Annotated in this window: 14 protein-coding genes; 9 read left to right on the forward strand and 5 right to left on the reverse strand. The window is 52.8% G+C overall.

Going from position 1 to position 17268, the window contains the following annotated elements; translation table 11 throughout:
• Nucleotides 1-64 precede the first annotated feature (64 nt).
• The 5 genes from HBA93_RS02440 to ycaC all read left to right on the forward strand — a co-directional run bounded on the left by HBA93_RS02440 (nt 65) and on the right by ycaC (nt 4856).
• Nucleotides 65-1048, forward strand: a complete 984-nt coding sequence (locus HBA93_RS02440; RefSeq protein WP_353619310.1) for a carbohydrate ABC transporter permease — start codon at nt 65-67, stop codon at nt 1046-1048.
• A 13-nt stretch (nt 1049-1061) separates the two neighbouring features.
• Nucleotides 1062-1904 carry a sn-glycerol-3-phosphate ABC transporter permease UgpE gene (ugpE, locus tag HBA93_RS02445; protein WP_221722228.1) on the forward strand — a complete coding sequence of 281 codons (843 nt, stop codon included), beginning with the start codon at nt 1062-1064 and terminating at the stop codon, nt 1902-1904.
• A gap of 19 nt (nt 1905-1923) precedes the next feature.
• Complete coding sequence (locus HBA93_RS02450) at nt 1924-3027, forward strand: sn-glycerol-3-phosphate import ATP-binding protein UgpC (protein ID WP_221722229.1); 1104 nt, start codon at nt 1924-1926, stop codon at nt 3025-3027.
• A gap of 15 nt (nt 3028-3042) precedes the next feature.
• On the forward strand, nt 3043-4068 hold the full coding sequence (locus tag HBA93_RS02455; protein ID WP_353619311.1) for an endonuclease/exonuclease/phosphatase family protein: 1026 nt from the start codon (nt 3043-3045) through the stop codon (nt 4066-4068).
• 161 nt (nt 4069-4229) lie between these two features.
• A complete protein-coding gene (ycaC, locus tag HBA93_RS02460; RefSeq protein ID WP_022710061.1) occupies nt 4230-4856 on the forward strand; it encodes an isochorismate family cysteine hydrolase YcaC in 627 nt (208 codons plus the stop codon).
• Between the two features lie 51 nt (nt 4857-4907).
• Here ycaC and rpoN read toward each other — a convergent pair whose 3' ends face one another.
• Nucleotides 4908-6218 (reverse strand): RNA polymerase factor sigma-54, encoded by a 1311-nt coding sequence (rpoN, locus tag HBA93_RS02465; RefSeq protein ID WP_221722230.1) that lies wholly within the window; start codon nt 6216-6218, stop codon nt 4908-4910.
• 93 nt (nt 6219-6311) lie between these two features.
• Here rpoN and HBA93_RS02470 point away from each other — a divergent pair, with 93 nt between their 5' ends.
• On the forward strand, nt 6312-7976 hold the full coding sequence (locus HBA93_RS02470) for an FGGY-family carbohydrate kinase (protein ID WP_286201710.1): 1665 nt from the start codon (nt 6312-6314) through the stop codon (nt 7974-7976).
• 58 nt (nt 7977-8034) lie between these two features.
• Nucleotides 8035-10401, forward strand: a complete 2367-nt coding sequence (locus HBA93_RS02475; RefSeq protein WP_221722231.1) for a heavy metal translocating P-type ATPase — start codon at nt 8035-8037, stop codon at nt 10399-10401.
• Between the two features lie 50 nt (nt 10402-10451).
• On the opposite strand, the gene betB is transcribed toward HBA93_RS02475, so the two are convergent.
• The 3 genes from betB to betI all read right to left on the reverse strand — a co-directional run bounded on the left by betB (nt 10452) and on the right by betI (nt 14361).
• Nucleotides 10452-11915, reverse strand: a complete 1464-nt coding sequence (betB, locus tag HBA93_RS02480) for a betaine-aldehyde dehydrogenase (RefSeq protein ID WP_221722232.1) — start codon at nt 11913-11915, stop codon at nt 10452-10454.
• Nucleotides 11916-12092: 177 nt separating this feature from the next.
• Complete coding sequence (gene betA, locus HBA93_RS02485) at nt 12093-13742, reverse strand: choline dehydrogenase (protein WP_221722233.1); 1650 nt, start codon at nt 13740-13742, stop codon at nt 12093-12095.
• Between the two features lie 10 nt (nt 13743-13752).
• Nucleotides 13753-14361 (reverse strand): transcriptional regulator BetI, encoded by a 609-nt coding sequence (gene betI, locus HBA93_RS02490; protein WP_221722234.1) that lies wholly within the window; start codon nt 14359-14361, stop codon nt 13753-13755.
• Between the two features lie 203 nt (nt 14362-14564).
• Here betI and HBA93_RS02495 point away from each other — a divergent pair, with 203 nt between their 5' ends.
• Both HBA93_RS02495 and HBA93_RS02500 read left to right on the forward strand, forming a co-directional pair.
• Entirely contained in the window at nt 14565-15593 is a 1029-nt protein-coding gene (locus tag HBA93_RS02495) for an asparaginase (RefSeq protein WP_286201711.1), read from the forward strand.
• A 114-nt stretch (nt 15594-15707) separates the two neighbouring features.
• Nucleotides 15708-16178, forward strand: a complete 471-nt coding sequence (locus HBA93_RS02500) for a GreA/GreB family elongation factor (RefSeq protein WP_221722236.1) — start codon at nt 15708-15710, stop codon at nt 16176-16178.
• Nucleotides 16179-16197: 19 nt separating this feature from the next.
• On the opposite strand, the gene corA is transcribed toward HBA93_RS02500, so the two are convergent.
• Nucleotides 16198-17196 carry a magnesium/cobalt transporter CorA gene (gene corA, locus HBA93_RS02505; protein WP_122093382.1) on the reverse strand — a complete coding sequence of 333 codons (999 nt, stop codon included), beginning with the start codon at nt 17194-17196 and terminating at the stop codon, nt 16198-16200.
• Nucleotides 17197-17268: the final 72 nt, after the last annotated feature.

Here is a 17268-nt window from a genome sequence, read left to right on the forward strand (position 1 = left end):
CGGAGCAAATCATGCCTGACCCCGTTTTTAATAGATGCTTCTCAAAAAGACGGGGATTTGCCGCGTGGCATATATCCAGATTTCTCAACCATCAAAACTCGCTGCGTTTTTCTCGCGTTTGCCGCTGATTGCCCCACTGTTCGGTAATGCAAAACAGACAGAAGCAGCCAAGCGCGTGCAGTTTAATTCACGCCTGCTGCCCTATCTTCTGCTGGCACCGCAGCTGGCTGTCGTTTTGATTTTCTTCTACTGGCCGTCTGTTCAGGCCATTCAGTCGTCCTTCTATATTGAAGACCCGTTCGGCTTCGGTGCGACCTTTGTCGGATTAGAAAACTATACGGATGTGCTGGTCAGCCCTGAATATCGTGGCATTGCTGGTTTTACGGTGATCTTTACGATTATTGTGACAGCCCTGTCGCTGGGCATTGGTATGTTGCTGGCGGTAAAAGCTGATGCGGTTATCCGTGGCAATGCTGCCTATAAAACAGTGCTGATCTCGGTCTATGCCATTGCGCCGCCGGTTGCCGGTCTCATCGGGATGATGATCTTCGACCAGCATATCGGCCCGTTTGTAAAAATGGCTGCGTGGTTTGGCTGGGATATGAAAGTCGGGCTGAACTATTTCGATACTGCTTTTGCGATGATCGTCGTCTCGGTTTGGAAGCAGATTCCATATAATTTCATCTTCATCTTGTCAGGCTTACAGGCGGTTCCCGCCTCGGTGCGCGAAGCAGCGGTGATGGATTGTCGCTCCGGTGCCCGTCGTTTCCGCACGGTTATTCTGCCTTTGCTGGCGCCGACCGTGTTCTTCCTGCTGATTATCAATATCACCTATTCGCTGTTCGATACTTTCGGTGTGATCGACGTGATGGTGAAGGATAAAGCCGCCAATAACCCGATTACGCTGGTCTATAAAGTATTCATGGACGGCTTCCGCGGCAATGATATCGGCAGTTCTTCCGCACAATCCGTCATCCTGATGGTGGTCGTGTTTACCCTGACCATCGTGCAGTTCCGCTTCGTCGAGCGGCGCATCCACTATAACTAAGCAGGCTATAAAGATGCATAAAGTTAAAATTACCGATCATCTGATCCTGCTTGCCGGAGCGCTGTTTCTGATCCTGCCGGTGGTGGTGGCTTTCACCACCTCCAGCCATACGGCAGCGGATATTCACTCCAATGGTCTGTCTCTGAGCTGGGGCGGCAACTTCACGGAGACCTATGAAAAGGTGCTGACCCGTGAGGGTGGTTTCACCGGCCAGATCACCGGCTCGCGGATGTTGCTGAACTCGCTGATCCTCGGCCTCGGTTTTGCAATCGGCAAGATTGTGCTGTCGATGCTCGCGGCCTATGCGATTGTCTATTTCCGCTTTCGCTTTGCCACGCTGGCATTCTGGCTGATTTTCACCACGCTGTTGCTGCCGCTGGAAGTACGTATCGTGCCTTCCTATCAGGTGGTGTCGTCCTTCGGTATGCTCAACAGCTATTCAGGTCTGATTGTGCCGCTGCTGGCCTCGGCTACGGGTACTTTCTATTTCCGGCAGTTCTTTAAATCGGTGCCGGATGAATTGCTGGAAGCTTCCCGCATAGACGGGGCAGGGCCGGTGAAGTTTTTCATTGATGTGCTGCTGCCACTATCGCGCACCATGATTGCCGCGATGTTTATCATCATGTTTGTCTATGGCTGGAACCAATATCTCTGGCCAATGCTGGTGACGACTGATGAGAGCTTCTTCACGCTGATGCGCGGTATCAAGCAGATTTTGCAGGTGTGGGTCGGGGCGCAAATTCCGGATTATAACGAAGCTTTTGCTCTTGCCGTGCTGGCCATGGTGCCGCCGGTGCTGGTGGTTGTGGTGTTCCAGCGCTGGTTCATCAAAGGCCTGACCGAGAGCGACAAGTAAGAGATTTTAGGAGCCTTCAATGGCACAGGTTAAAATTGAAAATGTATCGAAAATCTATGCGGGCGGCATCAAAGCCGTCAGCGCAGTAAATATCGATATTAAAGACGGTGAATTCATTGTTCTGGTCGGGCCTTCCGGCTGCGGAAAATCCACGCTGCTGCGTATGGTGGCAGGACTGGAAGCCATCTCGGAAGGTGAGGTTGCAATCGGCAACCGTACCGTGAATGAGGTGGAACCGGCAGATCGTGACATTGCCATGGTATTCCAGAATTATGCGCTTTATCCGCATATGAGCGTCTATGATAATATGGCTTATGGTCTGCGTAATCGTAAAACGCCGAAAGCCGAGATCGAGGCGCGTGTGGCAGAAGCTGCACGGATGCTGGAGCTGGAACCTTATCTGCCACGCAAGCCGCGTGCGCTTTCCGGTGGTCAGCGCCAGCGTGTGGCGATGGGGCGTGCGATTGTGCGCAAGCCTGCGGTGTTTCTGTTTGACGAGCCGCTGTCCAATCTTGATGCCAAATTGCGTGTTTCCATGCGCGGAGAAATCCGTCAGTTGCAGCGTCGTCTTGGTACAACCTCGATTTATGTGACCCATGATCAGCTGGAGGCGATGACACTGGCTGACCGTCTGGTGGTGCTGAATGGTGGTGAGATCGAGCAGATCGGTGCACCGCTGGAGATTTATCACAAGCCCGCATCGATCTTTGTCGCCAGCTTTATCGGTTCACCGGCAATGAATCTTGCTGACGGTACTGTACATCAGGAGCAGCTGATGCTGGGCGAAGATATTCTGAAACTCGGCACAGAGCCATCCGTGCAGGGCGAGCTGACAATCGGTATTCGTGCAGAAGATTTGCATATCGCTGAAGCGAATGAGCAGGCCATACAGTTCCGCACCGAATATGTGGAAGAGCTGGGCGCACAGCGTATCGTGCATGGTTATGCGGGCAATCAGAAGCTGGTCGCCGCACTGCCCCCGCAGGCTGAAATCCGCGACCAGATGCGACTGGCGGTAGCAAGTGAAAAACTGCATTTTTTTGATAAGCAAACCGGTAAACGCATTGAGTTGTCGCAAGCCGCAGCAACTGCTGTAAAAACAACCCAAGCTGTTTCTGCCTGAAATCTGAGAAATGATATGACTGAAGTAATGACTGTTGAAACCATGGTCCGCGCTCGTGTTGCTGCTCTGGATGTGCCATCCCATGAAGAGCGCCAGAGCATCACGCAGCTGGATAAAACCATGGCTGCCCATGACGCCAAGCTGGTTGCAATGGAGTGTATGACCCGTGTGGAAACCGGTGGTCAGGTTGCTTCAACCGCACCGCTGGCGTTTCCGTTTAATGTCACGGCGTGGAATCTGGAGCGTTGTCTTTTTCCTGAGGAAAGTGCTGTGAAAATGCTGGCAGAAAAACCGGCCGTCGCACTGTTGACCGAGATGGATAATGGCATGGCGCGCACCGCGCAGAAGAATATGACAGCGGAAGTCGCCCGCCATATGGGTATGGAATATGCTTATGGCGTGGAGTTTATCGAGCTTGGCCTTGGCTCGGAGATTGAGCATTCCTTCTGTAAAGATGATTTCAATGAAAAAGGTTTCCACGGTAATGCGCTGATGTCCTCTGTGCCGATGCAGCGTATTTTTGTGCAGCGTCTGGCCGGTGAGCGCCTGTGGTTCTTCAATGGTGGCGATCAGCCCCGTCTGGGAGAACGCAATGCAATAGGCGCAGTGATTGAAACCGTTGACGGGCCGTTTCTCGCGGTGTCCGTGCATCTGGAAAGCGCATCTCCGGCAGCCTATCGCGAAAAGCAGGTGGCGCAGCTGATTGATGCGCTGGAAGCAGAATTTGGCGCTATGCCAACACTGATCGGCGGCGATCTCAATACCGGCAATCATGCGGAAGGTGACTTCGAGGCGGAGGGCTTGTTCCGCGTCGCTGCTGAACGCGGCTTCACCCGTCACAGCGGTGCGCTGGATCAGATGACCACACGTCCGAGCCTGATTACACGCTGGCCTGATCGCGCCATGAAACTGGACTGGTTCCTGAGCCGTGGTCTGAATATTACTGAGAGCCGCATCATTTCTTCACTGGATGATAATCAGCGTCCGCTTTCCGATCATGATCTGATTGTTTGCCGTGTTGATGGTTTCAGCGCTGCATAAATCGTGTTGATATGCCGGAGGGAAGCCTGTCTTCCTTCCGGTTTTGTAAAGAGCCTGATTGTCTCTTTATTGGGACGTTGTGGTGCCAAATAGCTATCTTTTGAAGTTTTCGTCTTACGGGTAGGTTCATTTCATCAACTTGAAACCATGGAGTTTTGAAAATGTCTAAGCCTTATAACCGCCTCGATAAAGACAATGCAGCCGTTCTTCTCGTAGACCATCAGACAGGTTTGCTGTCGCTGGTTCGTGACATTGATCCTGATAAATTCAAAAACAATGTGCTGGCACTTGCTGATCTGGCAAAATATTTCAACCTGCCAACCATTCTCACCACATCTTTCGAAGATGGCCCGAACGGCCCGCTCGTACCTGAGCTGAAAGAGCTTTTCCCGAATGCGCCTTATATTGCCCGTCCTGGTCAGATCAATGCCTGGGATAACGAAGATTTCGTAAAAGCCGTTAAGGCAACCGGCAAGAAGCAGCTGATTATCGCTGGTGTTGTGACCGAAGTTTGTGTGGCTTTCCCTGCGCTGTCGGCTTTGGCTGAAGATTTCGAAGTGTTCGTGGTGACCGATGCGTCCGGTACATTCAACGAGATCACCCGTCATTCCGCATGGGATCGTATGAGTGCTAACGGTGCACAGCTGATGACATGGTTCGGTCTTGCCTGTGAGCTGCACCGCGACTGGCGTAATGATGTGGAAGGTCTGGGCACTCTGTTCGCAAACCACATTCCGGATTACCGCAACCTGATTAACAGCTACAACACTGTTAAAGCTTCGAAGTAATCTTCTGAGCCCATAGCTTAAGGATAAGGCCGCGCAATTGATTACGCGGCCTTATCTTTTTGGGGCATGTAGTTTCATTTCCCGCCGTCGTTTTGCGGAGGAGGGAATGCCGATTTCCTCTCGATATTTGGCAACTGTCCGGCGAGCGATCACAATACCTTCTGCATCAAGTTTTTGCACAATGGCCTCATCAGACAAAACGCTGTCGATGTTTTCCTGCGCAATCAGCGTGCGGATTTTGATGCGCACAGCTTCCGAGGCAATGTCATCGCCGGTTTTGCCCCTGATCGCCGAGTTGAAAAAATAGCGATATTCAAACAGACCTTGCGGGGTCATCATATATTTCTGATTGGCAACGCGGCTGATGGTGCTTTCATGCATCTCAATAGCATTGGCCACCATCTGCATTGTCAATGGTTTGAGCGCAACCGCACCGCTTTCCAGAAAAGCCTGTTGGTGGGTGATGATTTGCTCGCCGACATTGAGCACGGTCTGTGCACGCTGATCGAGAATACGCGTCAGCCAGTTGGCCTTTTGTTTGCAGGCACGCAGAAACTGCCTTTCATCTTTGGAAAGATTATTGTCACTGAGCTTGCGGCTATAATTTTCATTCATCAGTACACGGGGCAGAGCTTGCGGATTGAGCGTGATGCTCCATTCGCCGCTTGGCGTCTTGGTAACCAGCAAGTCAGGAATAATGGTTAGCGCAGGTGTGCTGTCAAAAATTAGGCCGGGTTTGGGGTTCAAACCACGGAGTTCGTCCAGTAGTTCTGCCAGTTCTTCATCATCTGCATCGCAGAGCTTTTTAAGTGTTGTGAAATCACGTTTCGCTACCAGATCAAGATGCTTAAGCAGAATGGCCATTTCTGCAGTCAGGCGATCATCGGCAATGAGTTGCAGGCGCAGACATTCCGCCAGATTGCGGGCGAAAAGCCCTGCTGGTTCAAAAGCCTGACATTGGCGCAGAACACGCATAACCTGTTCCGGTGTCACATTCAGGTGCTTGGCGATCTGCGCCAAGTCTGCATGGAGATAACCGGATTCATCCAAAGTCTCGGCAAGCGCTTCGGCAATATGTCGTTCGGTTTTGTCTCTGATACTCAGATTGATCTGCTCGGCCACATGGTCCTGCAGGGAATGTTGCACGGTGCCGAAATCTTCAACTGAATATTCTGAAGAGCCGGAGGGGGGCAGTGCACCGCTTGGCGCTCTTTGCAAAAGCGGATTGGCTTCTATTTCACTTTGTACAAAGTCTTCCAGCTCAGCACGGCTCATTTGCAGCACTTTGAGCGATTGCTGCATTTGCGGTGTCATGGTCAGCGATTGGGTCTGCCGCAAAACGGGCTTGGAAGAGAGAGCCATTGATCTGTTTATAGCACTCTTTTCAGTGCTATTGATACGTCATGAAATTGTTGTAAGCACGGAATCAAAGTTTTCTTCTGTGCATGAGGATTGATGATGCGCCACTATATTGGAATTGATGTCGGAACCGGCAGCGCCAGAGCAGGGATTTTTGACAGCAAAGGCCGGTTACTGGGCACTGCAGCTTGTGTCATTGAAACCTTTCGCCCGCAGGCGGATTTTGCCCAGCAAAGCTCGGCGCATATCTGGGCATCGATCTGCTCGGCTGTGAAAAACGCAATGGCTGAAGCCGCAATCGCTGCTGACAGTGTTGCCGGTATCGGCTTTGATGCCACCTGTTCGCTGGTTGTTGCGGATGCGGAGGGCAAGCCGGTCACTGTTAGCCCGAAAGGCGAGTCGGATCAGGATGTTATCCTGTGGATGGATCACCGCGCGATTAATGATGCCGAAGAGATCACCGAAATCGGCGGTAAGGTGCTGAACCATGTCGGCGGTCGTATGTCGCCGGAAATGGAACTGCCGAAAATCCGCTGGTTCAAGCGTGAACTGCCGCAAAGCTGGACGCAGACCGCTGCTTTCTGGGATTTGCCGGACTGGCTGGTGCATCGCGCGACCGGCACCGATATGCGCTCGCTTTGCTCACCGGTGTGCAAATGGACTTATCTCGGCGATCGGGGCAAAGCCGGTGAGGGCTGGGACAGCGCGTTCCTTGAGAATATCGGCCTTGAAGAACTGGGAGACGACAATTTTTCAGCCATTGGCAACCGCTTTGGTGCGGCCGGTGAACTGGCCGGAAAATTGTCGGAACAGGCCGCAACGGAGCTTGGTCTTAAAGCTGGTGTCGCCGTTTCCACCGGCCTGATCGATGCTTATTCCGGTGCGCTCGGCACGCTGGCTGTTGCAGACAGTGCCGGTGTGAGTGCAACGAAACAGCGTCTGGCGCTGATCGCTGGCACCTCAACCTGCCATATTGCGCTGAGCAAAGAGCCGGTATTTGTCTCCGGTGTTTGGGGGCCATATTATTCTGCTCTGCTGCCTGATCTCTGGGCAAATGAAGGCGGGCAGTCGGCAGCTGGTGCTTTGATTGATGCTGTGATTGCACGTCATGCTGCGTCCGTTAAACTGGCGGCAGAAAATCCGGGTAAGCGCATTGCCGATCTGCTGGATGCGCATCTGGCCAAAATGGCTGAAGAAACGGCTACTCTGACCCGTCACCGGCATGTACAGCCGGATTTCCACGGCAACCGCTCACCGCTGGCGGAAAGCTGGCGCAAAGGCGCGATTGTCGGCCTGACACTGGATCACGAGCTTGATGATCTGGCGCTGGATTATCTTGCAACCATTCAGGCGCTGGCCTATGGCACAAGGCATATTCTTGAAGAAATGCGCCATGAAGGCATGGAGATTGACACGCTGGTGGTCTCCGGCGGTCTGGCTCGCAATCAGCTTTATTTGCGTGAACATGCGGATGCCACCGGCTGCCGCGTGTTGGTACCGGAGCAGGCCGAGCCGGTGCTGCTGGGTTCTGCCATGCTTGGTGCAGTTGCCAGCGGTGATTTTGTCGATTTGCCGGAAGCAATGGCGGCAATGAGCGGTAAGGGTGAAGTGCTGGAGCCACGCACCGGTGTAATCGCTAACTATCACGATGCGAAATATCTGGTTTATCGTCGTATGCAGATGGATTATGCCGATTATGCAGAACTGATGGACGAAAATCCGGTTGCTGATGATGAGGAAGAAGCTGAATCTATAGCTTGACCTTGCTATAGTGGGAACCTTTATCCTGCCTGTTAATTGACAGGCAGGAGAGATTCTTATGAAGCATACTGCATCGCATACGACCCATGCCGATGATGCGCATCACGGGCATCATCACGGCGACCATGATCATGGCAATAAAGTGAAAGATCCCGTCTGCGGGATGATGGTCGATCCTGCCGCCGGCAAGCCGCACATGACCTATAAGGGGCATGAATATCATTTCTGCTCAGATAGTTGCCACGGTAAATTCAAAGCTGATCCTGAGAAATATCTCACTGCACAATCTGCTGCCGCACCTGCAATCAAAGGGGCGCAATATACTTGTCCGATGCATCCGGAAGTTATCCGCGATGAACCGGGCTCATGCCCGATTTGCGGTATGGCGCTGGAACCGGTTATGCCGTCGCTTGATGACGGGCCTAACCCTGAACTTATAGATTTTACACGCCGCTTCTGGGTAAGCGCGATCTGTTCTATTCCTTTGCTGATAGTCACAATGGGACCAATGCTTGGTTTGCCGATCCGTGAATGGATCGGGGAGCAAAGAACGGTCTGGCTGGAGTTTATACTGGCGACACCGGTGGTGCTCTGGGCAGCGCTGCCGTTTTTCAAACGAGGGGTCGACTCGTTTAAAAATCGTAGCCCGAATATGTGGACGCTGATTATGATCGGTGTCGGAGCCGCCTATCTTTACAGCGTGGTTGCAATCCTGTTTCCGGATATGTTCCCGCATTCCTTCCGTGGTCATGGCGGTTCGGTTCCGGTTTATTTCGAGGCTGCTGCGGTTATTGTTACGCTGGTCTTTCTCGGTCAGGTGCTGGAACTGCGCGCTCGCGAGCGTACAGGTTCGGCGATCCGCGCTTTGCTTGATCTGGCGCCGAAAACTGCACGCCGTATTGCGGCTGATGGCAGTGAAGCCGATGTGCCTCTGGATGAAGTGCAGGCCGGTGACAAGTTACGTATCCGCCCCGGTGACAGCGTGCCGGTAGACGGTATCGTGGTGGAGGGTCGTTCCTCTGTCGATGAGGCGATGATTACCGGCGAACCGGTGCCGGTTGAAAAGACCGAAGGCGATAAAGTGATCGGTGGTACCGTGAATAAAAACGGCTCGCTGGTCATGCAGGCGGAGAAAATCGGCGCAGAAACCATGCTGTCGCAGATTGTGGATATGGTGGCCAAAGCCCAGCGTTCCCGTGCGCCTATTCAGGGGCTGGCTGACCGGATTTCGTTCTATTTTGTGCCGATGGTTATTGTCGTTGCAATCCTTTCCTTTATCGGTTGGGCGCTGTGGGGGCCGGAGCCGAGCATGATCTATGCCATTGTGGCGGCGGTTTCGGTGCTGATTATCGCTTGCCCCTGTGCGCTGGGACTGGCAACACCAATGTCTATCATGACCGCAACAGGACGCGGCGCGCAGGCTGGTGTGCTTATCAAGGATGCCGAGGCACTGGAGCGTATGGCGAAAGTGGATACGCTGATTGTTGATAAAACAGGCACACTCACAGAAGGTCGTCCGAAACTGACGGATGTGGTGGCGGTTTCCGGTGTCGATGACAACACGCTGTTGCAACTGGCCGCGAGCCTTGAGAAAGGCTCAGAACATCCGCTGGCGGAAGCCATTGTTGCCGGTGCCGAAGCAAAAGGGTTGAAGACCGATAATGTTGATGCCTTTGAAGCGATTACCGGCAAAGGTGTTGCTGGTACGGTAAAAGGGCGGGCAGTTGCGCTTGGTAATCCTGCGATGATGCAGGATATGGGGCTGGATATTGCTGCCATTCAGGCGCAGGCCGATACATTGCGGGCAGAAGGTAAGACTGCGATGTTTGTTGCTGTTGATAACAAGCTGGCTGGTCTGGTTGCTGTGGCTGATCCGATTAAGGAAACAGCCGCAGAGGCTATCCGCACACTCCATGCGCGCGGTTTGAAAATCATTATGGCAACCGGTGATAATGAACGCACGGCGCGAGCTGTGGCGGCTAAACTTGGCCTTGATGATGTGCGTGCCGATGTGCTGCCGGAAGATAAAAAAGCACTGGTTGATGAGTTGCACAAACAGGGTAAAAAAGTCGCAATGGCAGGGGATGGTGTGAATGATGCACCGGCACTGGCCGCTGCTGATGTGGGTATTGCTATGGGCACGGGTGCTGATGTGGCCGTGGAAAGTGCGGGGATTACGCTGCTCAAAGGTGATCTCACCGGCATAGCCCGCGCGCATCATCTGGCAGAAGCGACAATCCGCAATATCAAGGAAAACCTGTTCTTTGCTTTTGTTTATAATGCGCTTGGTATTCCGGTGGCAGCGGGGCTGCTCTATCCGTTCACCGGAACTTTATTGTCGCCGATGATTGCAGCAGCGGCGATGAGCTTGTCCTCTGTCTCGGTGATTGCCAATTCATTGCGGCTGAGAGCATTGAAACTTTGAATAAAAAGAAAGCGGGCAAAATGCCCGCTTTTTACTTTTCTGAAGCAAACTCAGTAAGGGCTGTCGACCTTACCGGTTTCCACATAGACCGTTTTGATCTGGCTGTAATGGGAGAGGGCGGCGAGGCCGTTCTCGCGGCCGATACCGGAGTTCTTATAACCGCCGAATGGTACTTCCACCGGTGTCAGATTATAAGCATTAATCCAGCAGGTGCCGGCCTTGAGCGCCGCGATCACACGATGGCCGCGGGCGCTGTCTGCGGTGAATACACCGGCAGCAAGGCCAAATTCTGTATTATTGGCGCGGGCAACGACTTCATCTTCATCGCTGAAGGTCAGAATGCTCATCACAGGACCGAAGATTTCTTCCCGTGCAATGGTCATATCATCGCTGACATTGGTGAAAATCGTCGGCTCGATATAGAAACCGTTTTCCAGTCCCTGCAAGGCCGGCACGCCGCCGCCGCAAGCGAGAGTTGCGCCTTCAGTCTTACCCTTTTCAATATAGGACAAGACCTTGTCGCGCTGGGAAAGGCTCACCATTGGTCCCATCTGGGTGTTAGGATCAAGCGGATCACCGATCTGAATAGCGCGGGTGCGCGCAACCAAACGGGTTACAAAGCGCTCGGCAACAGCCTCATGCACGAAAACGCGGGTGCCGTTGGAGCAGACCTGACCGGTGGAATAGAAATTGCCAAGCATGGCGCCGCCAATAGCATTTTCCAGATCGGCGTCATCAAATACGATCAGCGGGGATTTGCCGCCGAGTTCCATGGTGACCTGTTTCATCTCGCTACCGGCCTGAGCCATGATTTTCTTGCCGGTCGGCACGGAGCCGGTGAGCGAAACTTTGGCAACTTTAGGATGGCTGATCAGTGCGCTACCTGCGTCACCAAAGCCCTGAACTACGTTGAAAAGTCCGTCCGGCAGACCGGCATCCTTGTAGAGCTGTGCGAGTGCCAGAGCTGACAGCGGTGTATTTTCTGATGGTTTGAACACCACTGCATTGCCCATTGCCAGAGCAGGGGCAGATTTCCACGAGGCGATCTGGATCGGGTAATTCCATGCGCCGATACCGACGCAAACGCCCAGTGCCTCACGGCGAGTATAGGCAAAAGGTCCGCCAAGTTCGACAAACTCGCCATTGAAACCGGAAATCACACTGCCGAAATATTCCATCGCATCGGCACCGGAGGCCGCATCGGCCACCAAAGTTTCCTGAATGGCTTTACCGGTGTCCAGTGTTTCCAGTTCCGACAATTCCTGATTGCGCTCGCGCATCAGGTCTGCAGCACGGCGCAGGATGCGGCCACGCTCAACAGGCTTGAGTTTTGCCCATTCAACCTGCGCTTTGGCTGCGGCTTCAACAGCCTGATCGACAATGGCCTGTGTCGCGCCATGCAGGCGGGCAATGACTTCGCCGGTGGCAGGATAGATCACATCAAAAGCACGTCCTGCCGTGTCTTCAACAAACTGACCATTGATAAAATGTGAGGCTTGCGGCTGTGCGCGCATGGGAAATTCCTTCAAATTCTTAGAACTTTATGAATTAGAGCATAGCTCAAAAAGTGTCAGGCCGTGGCGAAAAGGGTGTTTTCGAGAACCGGAACGCAATGTACCTGTAGTGTACATGAGTACCGGAAGCGCAGAAAATGCCTTTTGCAGACCGGCATGGCGGTTTTTAGCATGCTCTTAGCGATCGGATACTTGCCAGCGCGGATTGACCCACGGTTCTTGGTTCGAACGTGGCAGCGGTGTTTTGCCTAAGATATGATCTGAAGCCTTCTCACCGGTCATGATCGACGGGCCGTTGAGGTTACCGTAAGGCACGCGCGGGAAAATTGAACTGTCAGCCACGCGCAGACCTTCAACACCAATCACACGGCATGCCGGATCAACCACAGCCATCGGGTCGTTGACTGAACCCATTTTACAGGTGCCGCATGGATGGAATGCGCTTTCTGCATGGTCGCGGATGAAATTATCCAGCTGTTCGTCTGTGACCTGATCATCGCCCGGCTGAATTTCCCGCCCGCGATAGGCATCAAAAGCCTGTTGGCCAAAGATTTCGCGGGTGAGGCGGATGCAATGACGGAAGTCGCGCCAGTCATCGGGATGTGACATATAATTGAACAGGATTTTCGGTTTCTCTTTTGGATCATTGGAGCGCAGTGTGACCGAACCGCGCGATTTGGAACGCATCGGCCCCACATGTGCCTGAAAACCGTGGCCGCCTGCTGCTGCTTTACCGTCATAGCGGATCGCAACCGGCAGGAAGTGGAACTGGATATCCGGATATTCCACACCCGCAGCCGAGCGCACAAAAGCCGCGCCTTCAAAATGGTTGGTCGCGCCGAGACCGGATTTGAAGAACAGCCACTCCGCACCGATACGCGCTTTGGAAAACAGGTTGAGGCTGGAATAAAGTGTAATCGGCTGCAGGCATTCCTGCTGCACATAGACTTCCATGTGATCCTGCAAATTCGCGCCGACACCGGCACGGTCTGCCACGACTTCAATGCCGTGTTCGCGCAAATGATCCGCTGGGCCAATACCGGAAAGCATCAGCAGTTTTGGCGAATTGATGCTGGAAGCAGCTATAATCACTTCGCGCTTGGCTTTGATAACACTGACCGTACCGGATTTTTCGATCTCAACGCCGGTCGCGCGGCCATTCTCGATTACAACTTTGCGGGCGAAAGCACTGACCAGTGTCACATTGCGGCGCTTAAGGGCAGGGCGCAGATAGGCATTGGCGGTTGACCAGCGACGGCCGTGATGGATGGTTTGCTCCATTGGGCCGAAACCTTCCTGTTTCGAGCCGTTATAGTCATCTGTTGTTTCAAAACCAGCTTGTTTTCCGGCGTCGTTGAAAGCTTTAAACAACGGATTGCTGCGCTTGCCGCGCTGCACATGCATCGGACCATTGGTGCCGCGCCAGCCTTCCTCACCGCCATGGGAGTGTTCCATGCGCTTGAAATAAGGCAGCACATCCGCATAGGACCAGCCGCTGGCGCCACTCTCCGCCCAATGGTCGAAATCTTTGGCGTGTCCGCGCACATAGACCATGCCATTGACGGATGAGGAACCGCCGATGACCTTGCCACGTGGGGTGACGAGACGGCGGCCGTTAAGGTGCGGTTCCGGTTCGGTGTTAAAGCCCCAGTCATAAGTGGACATATTCATCGGGAAAGACAAAGCTGCCGGCATCTGGATCAGCGGCCCTATATCGGTGCCGCCATATTCGATGACGATTACAGAATGCTTGCCGTCTTCCGACAGGCGATAGGCCATGGCAGAACCGGCAGAACCGGAGCCGATAATAACGAAATCTGCTTCCATATTGGTTTCCTTAATGCTGGTTGCTGACGGCTTTCGGCGGGTTCTGTACCAGTTGGACGGTGATGTAATCCTCAACCAAAGCAATGGCTTTGGGCGCTTCCGGTGCGTCGGCACCGAGCGCATGGCGGATATAAAGGCCGTCGATGAGAGCGCCGGTACCTTCAGCAATATGTTGCGCGGTCTGTTTGTCTGTGAGTTGCTCCAGAGCAAAGCTCAGGTTGGAATGCAGGCGGCGGGCATAAATCCGCAACAGACGGCGCATCTCTAGTGATTGCTTGGCATGGGCATAGAAGGTGAGCCATGCGGCAATCGTTTCATGGGCAAACTGTGAGGCAGAAAAATTCACGCTGATAATTGCAGAAAGCCTTGCACGCGGGCTGTCTGCTGCCTGTAAGGCGAGGCGCAGATCAGAGCCGAGCTCGCTCAGCAAGTGACGCATCGTGGCTAATAGCAACTGGTCTTTGCCGCCGAAATAATGGTGCGCGAGCGCTGCTGATACACCGGCTTTGCGGGCGATTTGCGCAACAGTCACATCAAGCGAGCCCCGCTCACCGATTGTCTGAATGGCGGCCGAAATCAGGTCTTTCCGGCGCAGCTCCTCCATTCCTATCTTAGGCATGTCTGACTCACAAAATTGTTTGGATTGGACTGATTATCGTTTTTATTGATTGATCAGTCAATCAAGAGTTTATTATCGTTTTATTTCAATACTATGACGTGATTATAAAATGAGAAAATCCGCCACCTGATGAGATTGATGCGTTTTGACGGCATAAGACTATTTTGCTAGAGCACCGGCAGTGAATGATGCGGAGTTTTAAAATGGCAAATCCGGTTTTGGTTGAAGTTGTGCGCGGTAAAGTGGTGGAAAGCCGTCACAGCGGTGCGCTGGCGCTGTTCGATGGTGACGGTAAGACCGTTCTGAACATCGGCGATGTAACGCGCCCGACCTATCCCCGTTCGGCAATCAAGGCTATTCAGGCGCTGCCATTTGTGGAAAGCGGTGCTGCTGATGCCTATGGTTTCGGCAATGAAGAACTGGCTATGGCTTGCGCTTCCCATTCCGGTGAGCCGGAACATGTGGCGCGTGCGGCCTCGATGCTCGCGAAGGCCGGTTTGTCCTGTGAAGATCTGGAATGCGGTGCGCATTGGCCGTCTGACCAGAAAGTGCTGATCGAAGTTGCCCGCAGCGGCAAGGAGCCGACTGCGCTGAATAATAACTGCTCCGGTAAACATGCCGGTTTTCTCTGCACCTGCGCGCATATGGGCCTGAAGGTCAAAGGTTATGTGCAGGCTAATTCGCAGATCCAAACCATTGTGCGTGAAACCATGCAGGAAGTGACCGGCGCGGTGCATAATGCTGATGAATATGGCACGGATGGTTGTTCCATCCCGACCTATGCCATTGGTCTGGATGCTATGGCGCATGGTTTTGCCCGCATGGCAACCGGTACAGGTCTGGCACCTGTTCGCGCTAAAGCCGCCAAGCGCTTGCTGGATGCCTGTATGGCTGCGCCGTTTTATGTGGCCGGTAGCCGTCGCGCTTGCACTGAGCTGATGGAACTCGCACCTGGTCGTATTTTTGTTAAAACCGGTGCGGAAGGTGTGTTCTGTGGTGCTGTGCCGGAGCTGGGCTTGGGCTTTGCCATGAAATGTGATGACGGCACCACTCGTGCAGCAGAAGTGATGGTGACACGTTTACTGGCGCAGCTTTTTGCCAAAGATGCAGAACTGTCAGGCAAGCTGGAAGCACGTGCAACGCGCCGTATGAGTAACTGGAATGGTATTGATTTCGGTTATATTGCACCATCAACTGCTCTGGTTGATGAATTGAAAGACGTTTCTTTCTGAAAATAAAAAATACTATAAGTATTTGATAATTAAGCCGCGCATCATAAAGATGTGCGGCTTAATTGTTTTGCCGCATGGCTTGCTTTTATTGCGGTTACTTCCTACCTTTCAACTATGAGCAGAGCTTTTACAAAAGAACAGGACGATGTTCCTTCCGGTTTGGTGGAACGTCCGGTCAGTCACCACCGCAATCTGGTTACTCAAAACGGCCTCAGACTGATTGAGGCTGAACTGTCACGTCTGCAAACCGAATTGGGGCAGGCGACAGCCAGCGGGGATAAGGCCGCAATTGCTCATGTCTCCCGCGATCTGCGCTATTGGACAGCGCGGCGGGAGAATGCAGAACTGACACTGGCCGATAAAGACGGTGAAGTGATCCGCTTCGGTATGCAGGTCATTGTTGAGAATGAAGATGGTCGTCAGCAAAACTGGATGATTGTCGGTGAGGATGAGGCGGAGCCGTCTAAAGGCACGATCTCACATATTTCACCGCTTGCTGTTGCCTTATTCGGCAAAGGCAAGGGTGATCTGGTGACTGTGAATGGTCGCGAGTTGGAAATTATTGATTTTAAAGCCATCAATTAGGATGAGTTGCCGGCCCTGTTCAGAGCCAGCCTTTTCTGCGGAAGAAGTAGAGCGGGATCAGTGCGGAGATAACCATCAGCCCCAGCGCTGCGGGATAGCCCCATTTTTCTGATAATTCCGGCATGAAGCTGAAATTCATGCCGTAGATCGAAGCGATCAGTGTCGGAGGCATGAAACCCACCGCTGCCACTGAGAAGATTTTGATAATCGCGTTTTGTTCAACCGAGATCAGCCCGACAATTGTATCGAGCAGGAAATTGATTTTGTTGTTGAGAAAATCAACGTAATTCTCAAGCGACTGCGTATCGCGTTCCAGTGTTTTCAGCCATGCACGGGTATCTTTGGCCTGTGTCTTGGGAGAACTGTTAGCGGTAATATAGACCAGCAACCGGCGAATGCCGGACAGACTTTCACGCATCCTTGAGAGAAATGTACCATGGGCGCCGATTTCATTGAGAATTTCGCGAAAATTCTGGGTCGACATTGGTCGCCTGTTATCCGGACGACGGTAAATGCGGTGTGACGCATTGTCGATTTTTTCGCTCACCCCTTCAATAAAATCTGCAAGGCGGTTGGTATTGGTCTCGATAATGCCAAGCAAAACACAAAGACTGTTGGTGCGGCTGTTAATCAGGCCGTTACCGCTTTTGGCTGTGCGTGCAACATAGAGCACAAAGGATTTTGGCTGCGCATAACGCACGCTGATGAGCAGTTTATCCGTCAGAATGAAAGTGACAGGGCTGACAATCCGGTGGTCATCTTCTGCAAGATGCAGGAATGGTGCTGTCAGATATTGCGCGCCGTTCTCACTATAGAACCGGCTGGATTCTTCAATTTCCCCCATGTCTTCCCGCGTCGGGATGGGAATATTCGCCCATTTTTCAACCTGACTTTCCTCTTCGGCAGTCGGATTGACCAGATCAATCCAGAGTGATTTTTGCAGAAGATCGTCCGTAATCTGTGTGGCAGGTTCAACCGGAATGAGAAGGTCGCCGTTGCGATAATATACAGTCAGCATCTTTGCTCAAAAATCCCTGTCAATAAAATGAAACAGCACTATAGCTGTATATATGTAAATAAGGCATGTCGA

It is taken from the genome of Ochrobactrum sp. SFR4, from assembly GCF_019730395.1.
GTDB lineage: Bacteria > Pseudomonadota > Alphaproteobacteria > Rhizobiales > Rhizobiaceae > Pseudochrobactrum.

Excerpts from the sequence above, each read along its gene's own strand:
- ugpE (WP_221722228.1), top strand. The coding sequence starts at position 1,062 with ATGCATAAAGTTAAAATTACCGATCATCTGATCCTGCTTGCCGGAGCG.
- HBA93_RS02450 (WP_221722229.1), top strand. The coding sequence starts at position 1,924 with ATGGCACAGGTTAAAATTGAAAATGTATCGAAAATCTATGCGGGCGGC.
- HBA93_RS02455 (WP_353619311.1), top strand. The coding sequence starts at position 3,043 with ATGACTGAAGTAATGACTGTTGAAACCATGGTCCGCGCTCGTGTTGCT.
- ycaC (WP_022710061.1), top strand. The coding sequence starts at position 4,230 with ATGTCTAAGCCTTATAACCGCCTCGATAAAGACAATGCAGCCGTTCTT.
- rpoN (WP_221722230.1), bottom strand. The coding sequence starts at position 6,218 with ATGGCTCTCTCTTCCAAGCCCGTTTTGCGGCAGACCCAATCGCTGACC.
- HBA93_RS02470 (WP_286201710.1), top strand. The coding sequence starts at position 6,312 with ATGATGCGCCACTATATTGGAATTGATGTCGGAACCGGCAGCGCCAGA.
- HBA93_RS02475 (WP_221722231.1), top strand. The coding sequence starts at position 8,035 with ATGAAGCATACTGCATCGCATACGACCCATGCCGATGATGCGCATCAC.
- betB (WP_221722232.1), bottom strand. The coding sequence starts at position 11,915 with ATGCGCGCACAGCCGCAAGCCTCACATTTTATCAATGGTCAGTTTGTT.
- betA (WP_221722233.1), bottom strand. The coding sequence starts at position 13,742 with ATGGAAGCAGATTTCGTTATTATCGGCTCCGGTTCTGCCGGTTCTGCC.
- betI (WP_221722234.1), bottom strand. The coding sequence starts at position 14,361 with ATGCCTAAGATAGGAATGGAGGAGCTGCGCCGGAAAGACCTGATTTCG.
- HBA93_RS02495 (WP_286201711.1), top strand. The coding sequence starts at position 14,565 with ATGGCAAATCCGGTTTTGGTTGAAGTTGTGCGCGGTAAAGTGGTGGAA.
- HBA93_RS02500 (WP_221722236.1), top strand. The coding sequence starts at position 15,708 with ATGAGCAGAGCTTTTACAAAAGAACAGGACGATGTTCCTTCCGGTTTG.
- corA (WP_122093382.1), bottom strand. The coding sequence starts at position 17,196 with ATGCTGACTGTATATTATCGCAACGGCGACCTTCTCATTCCGGTTGAA.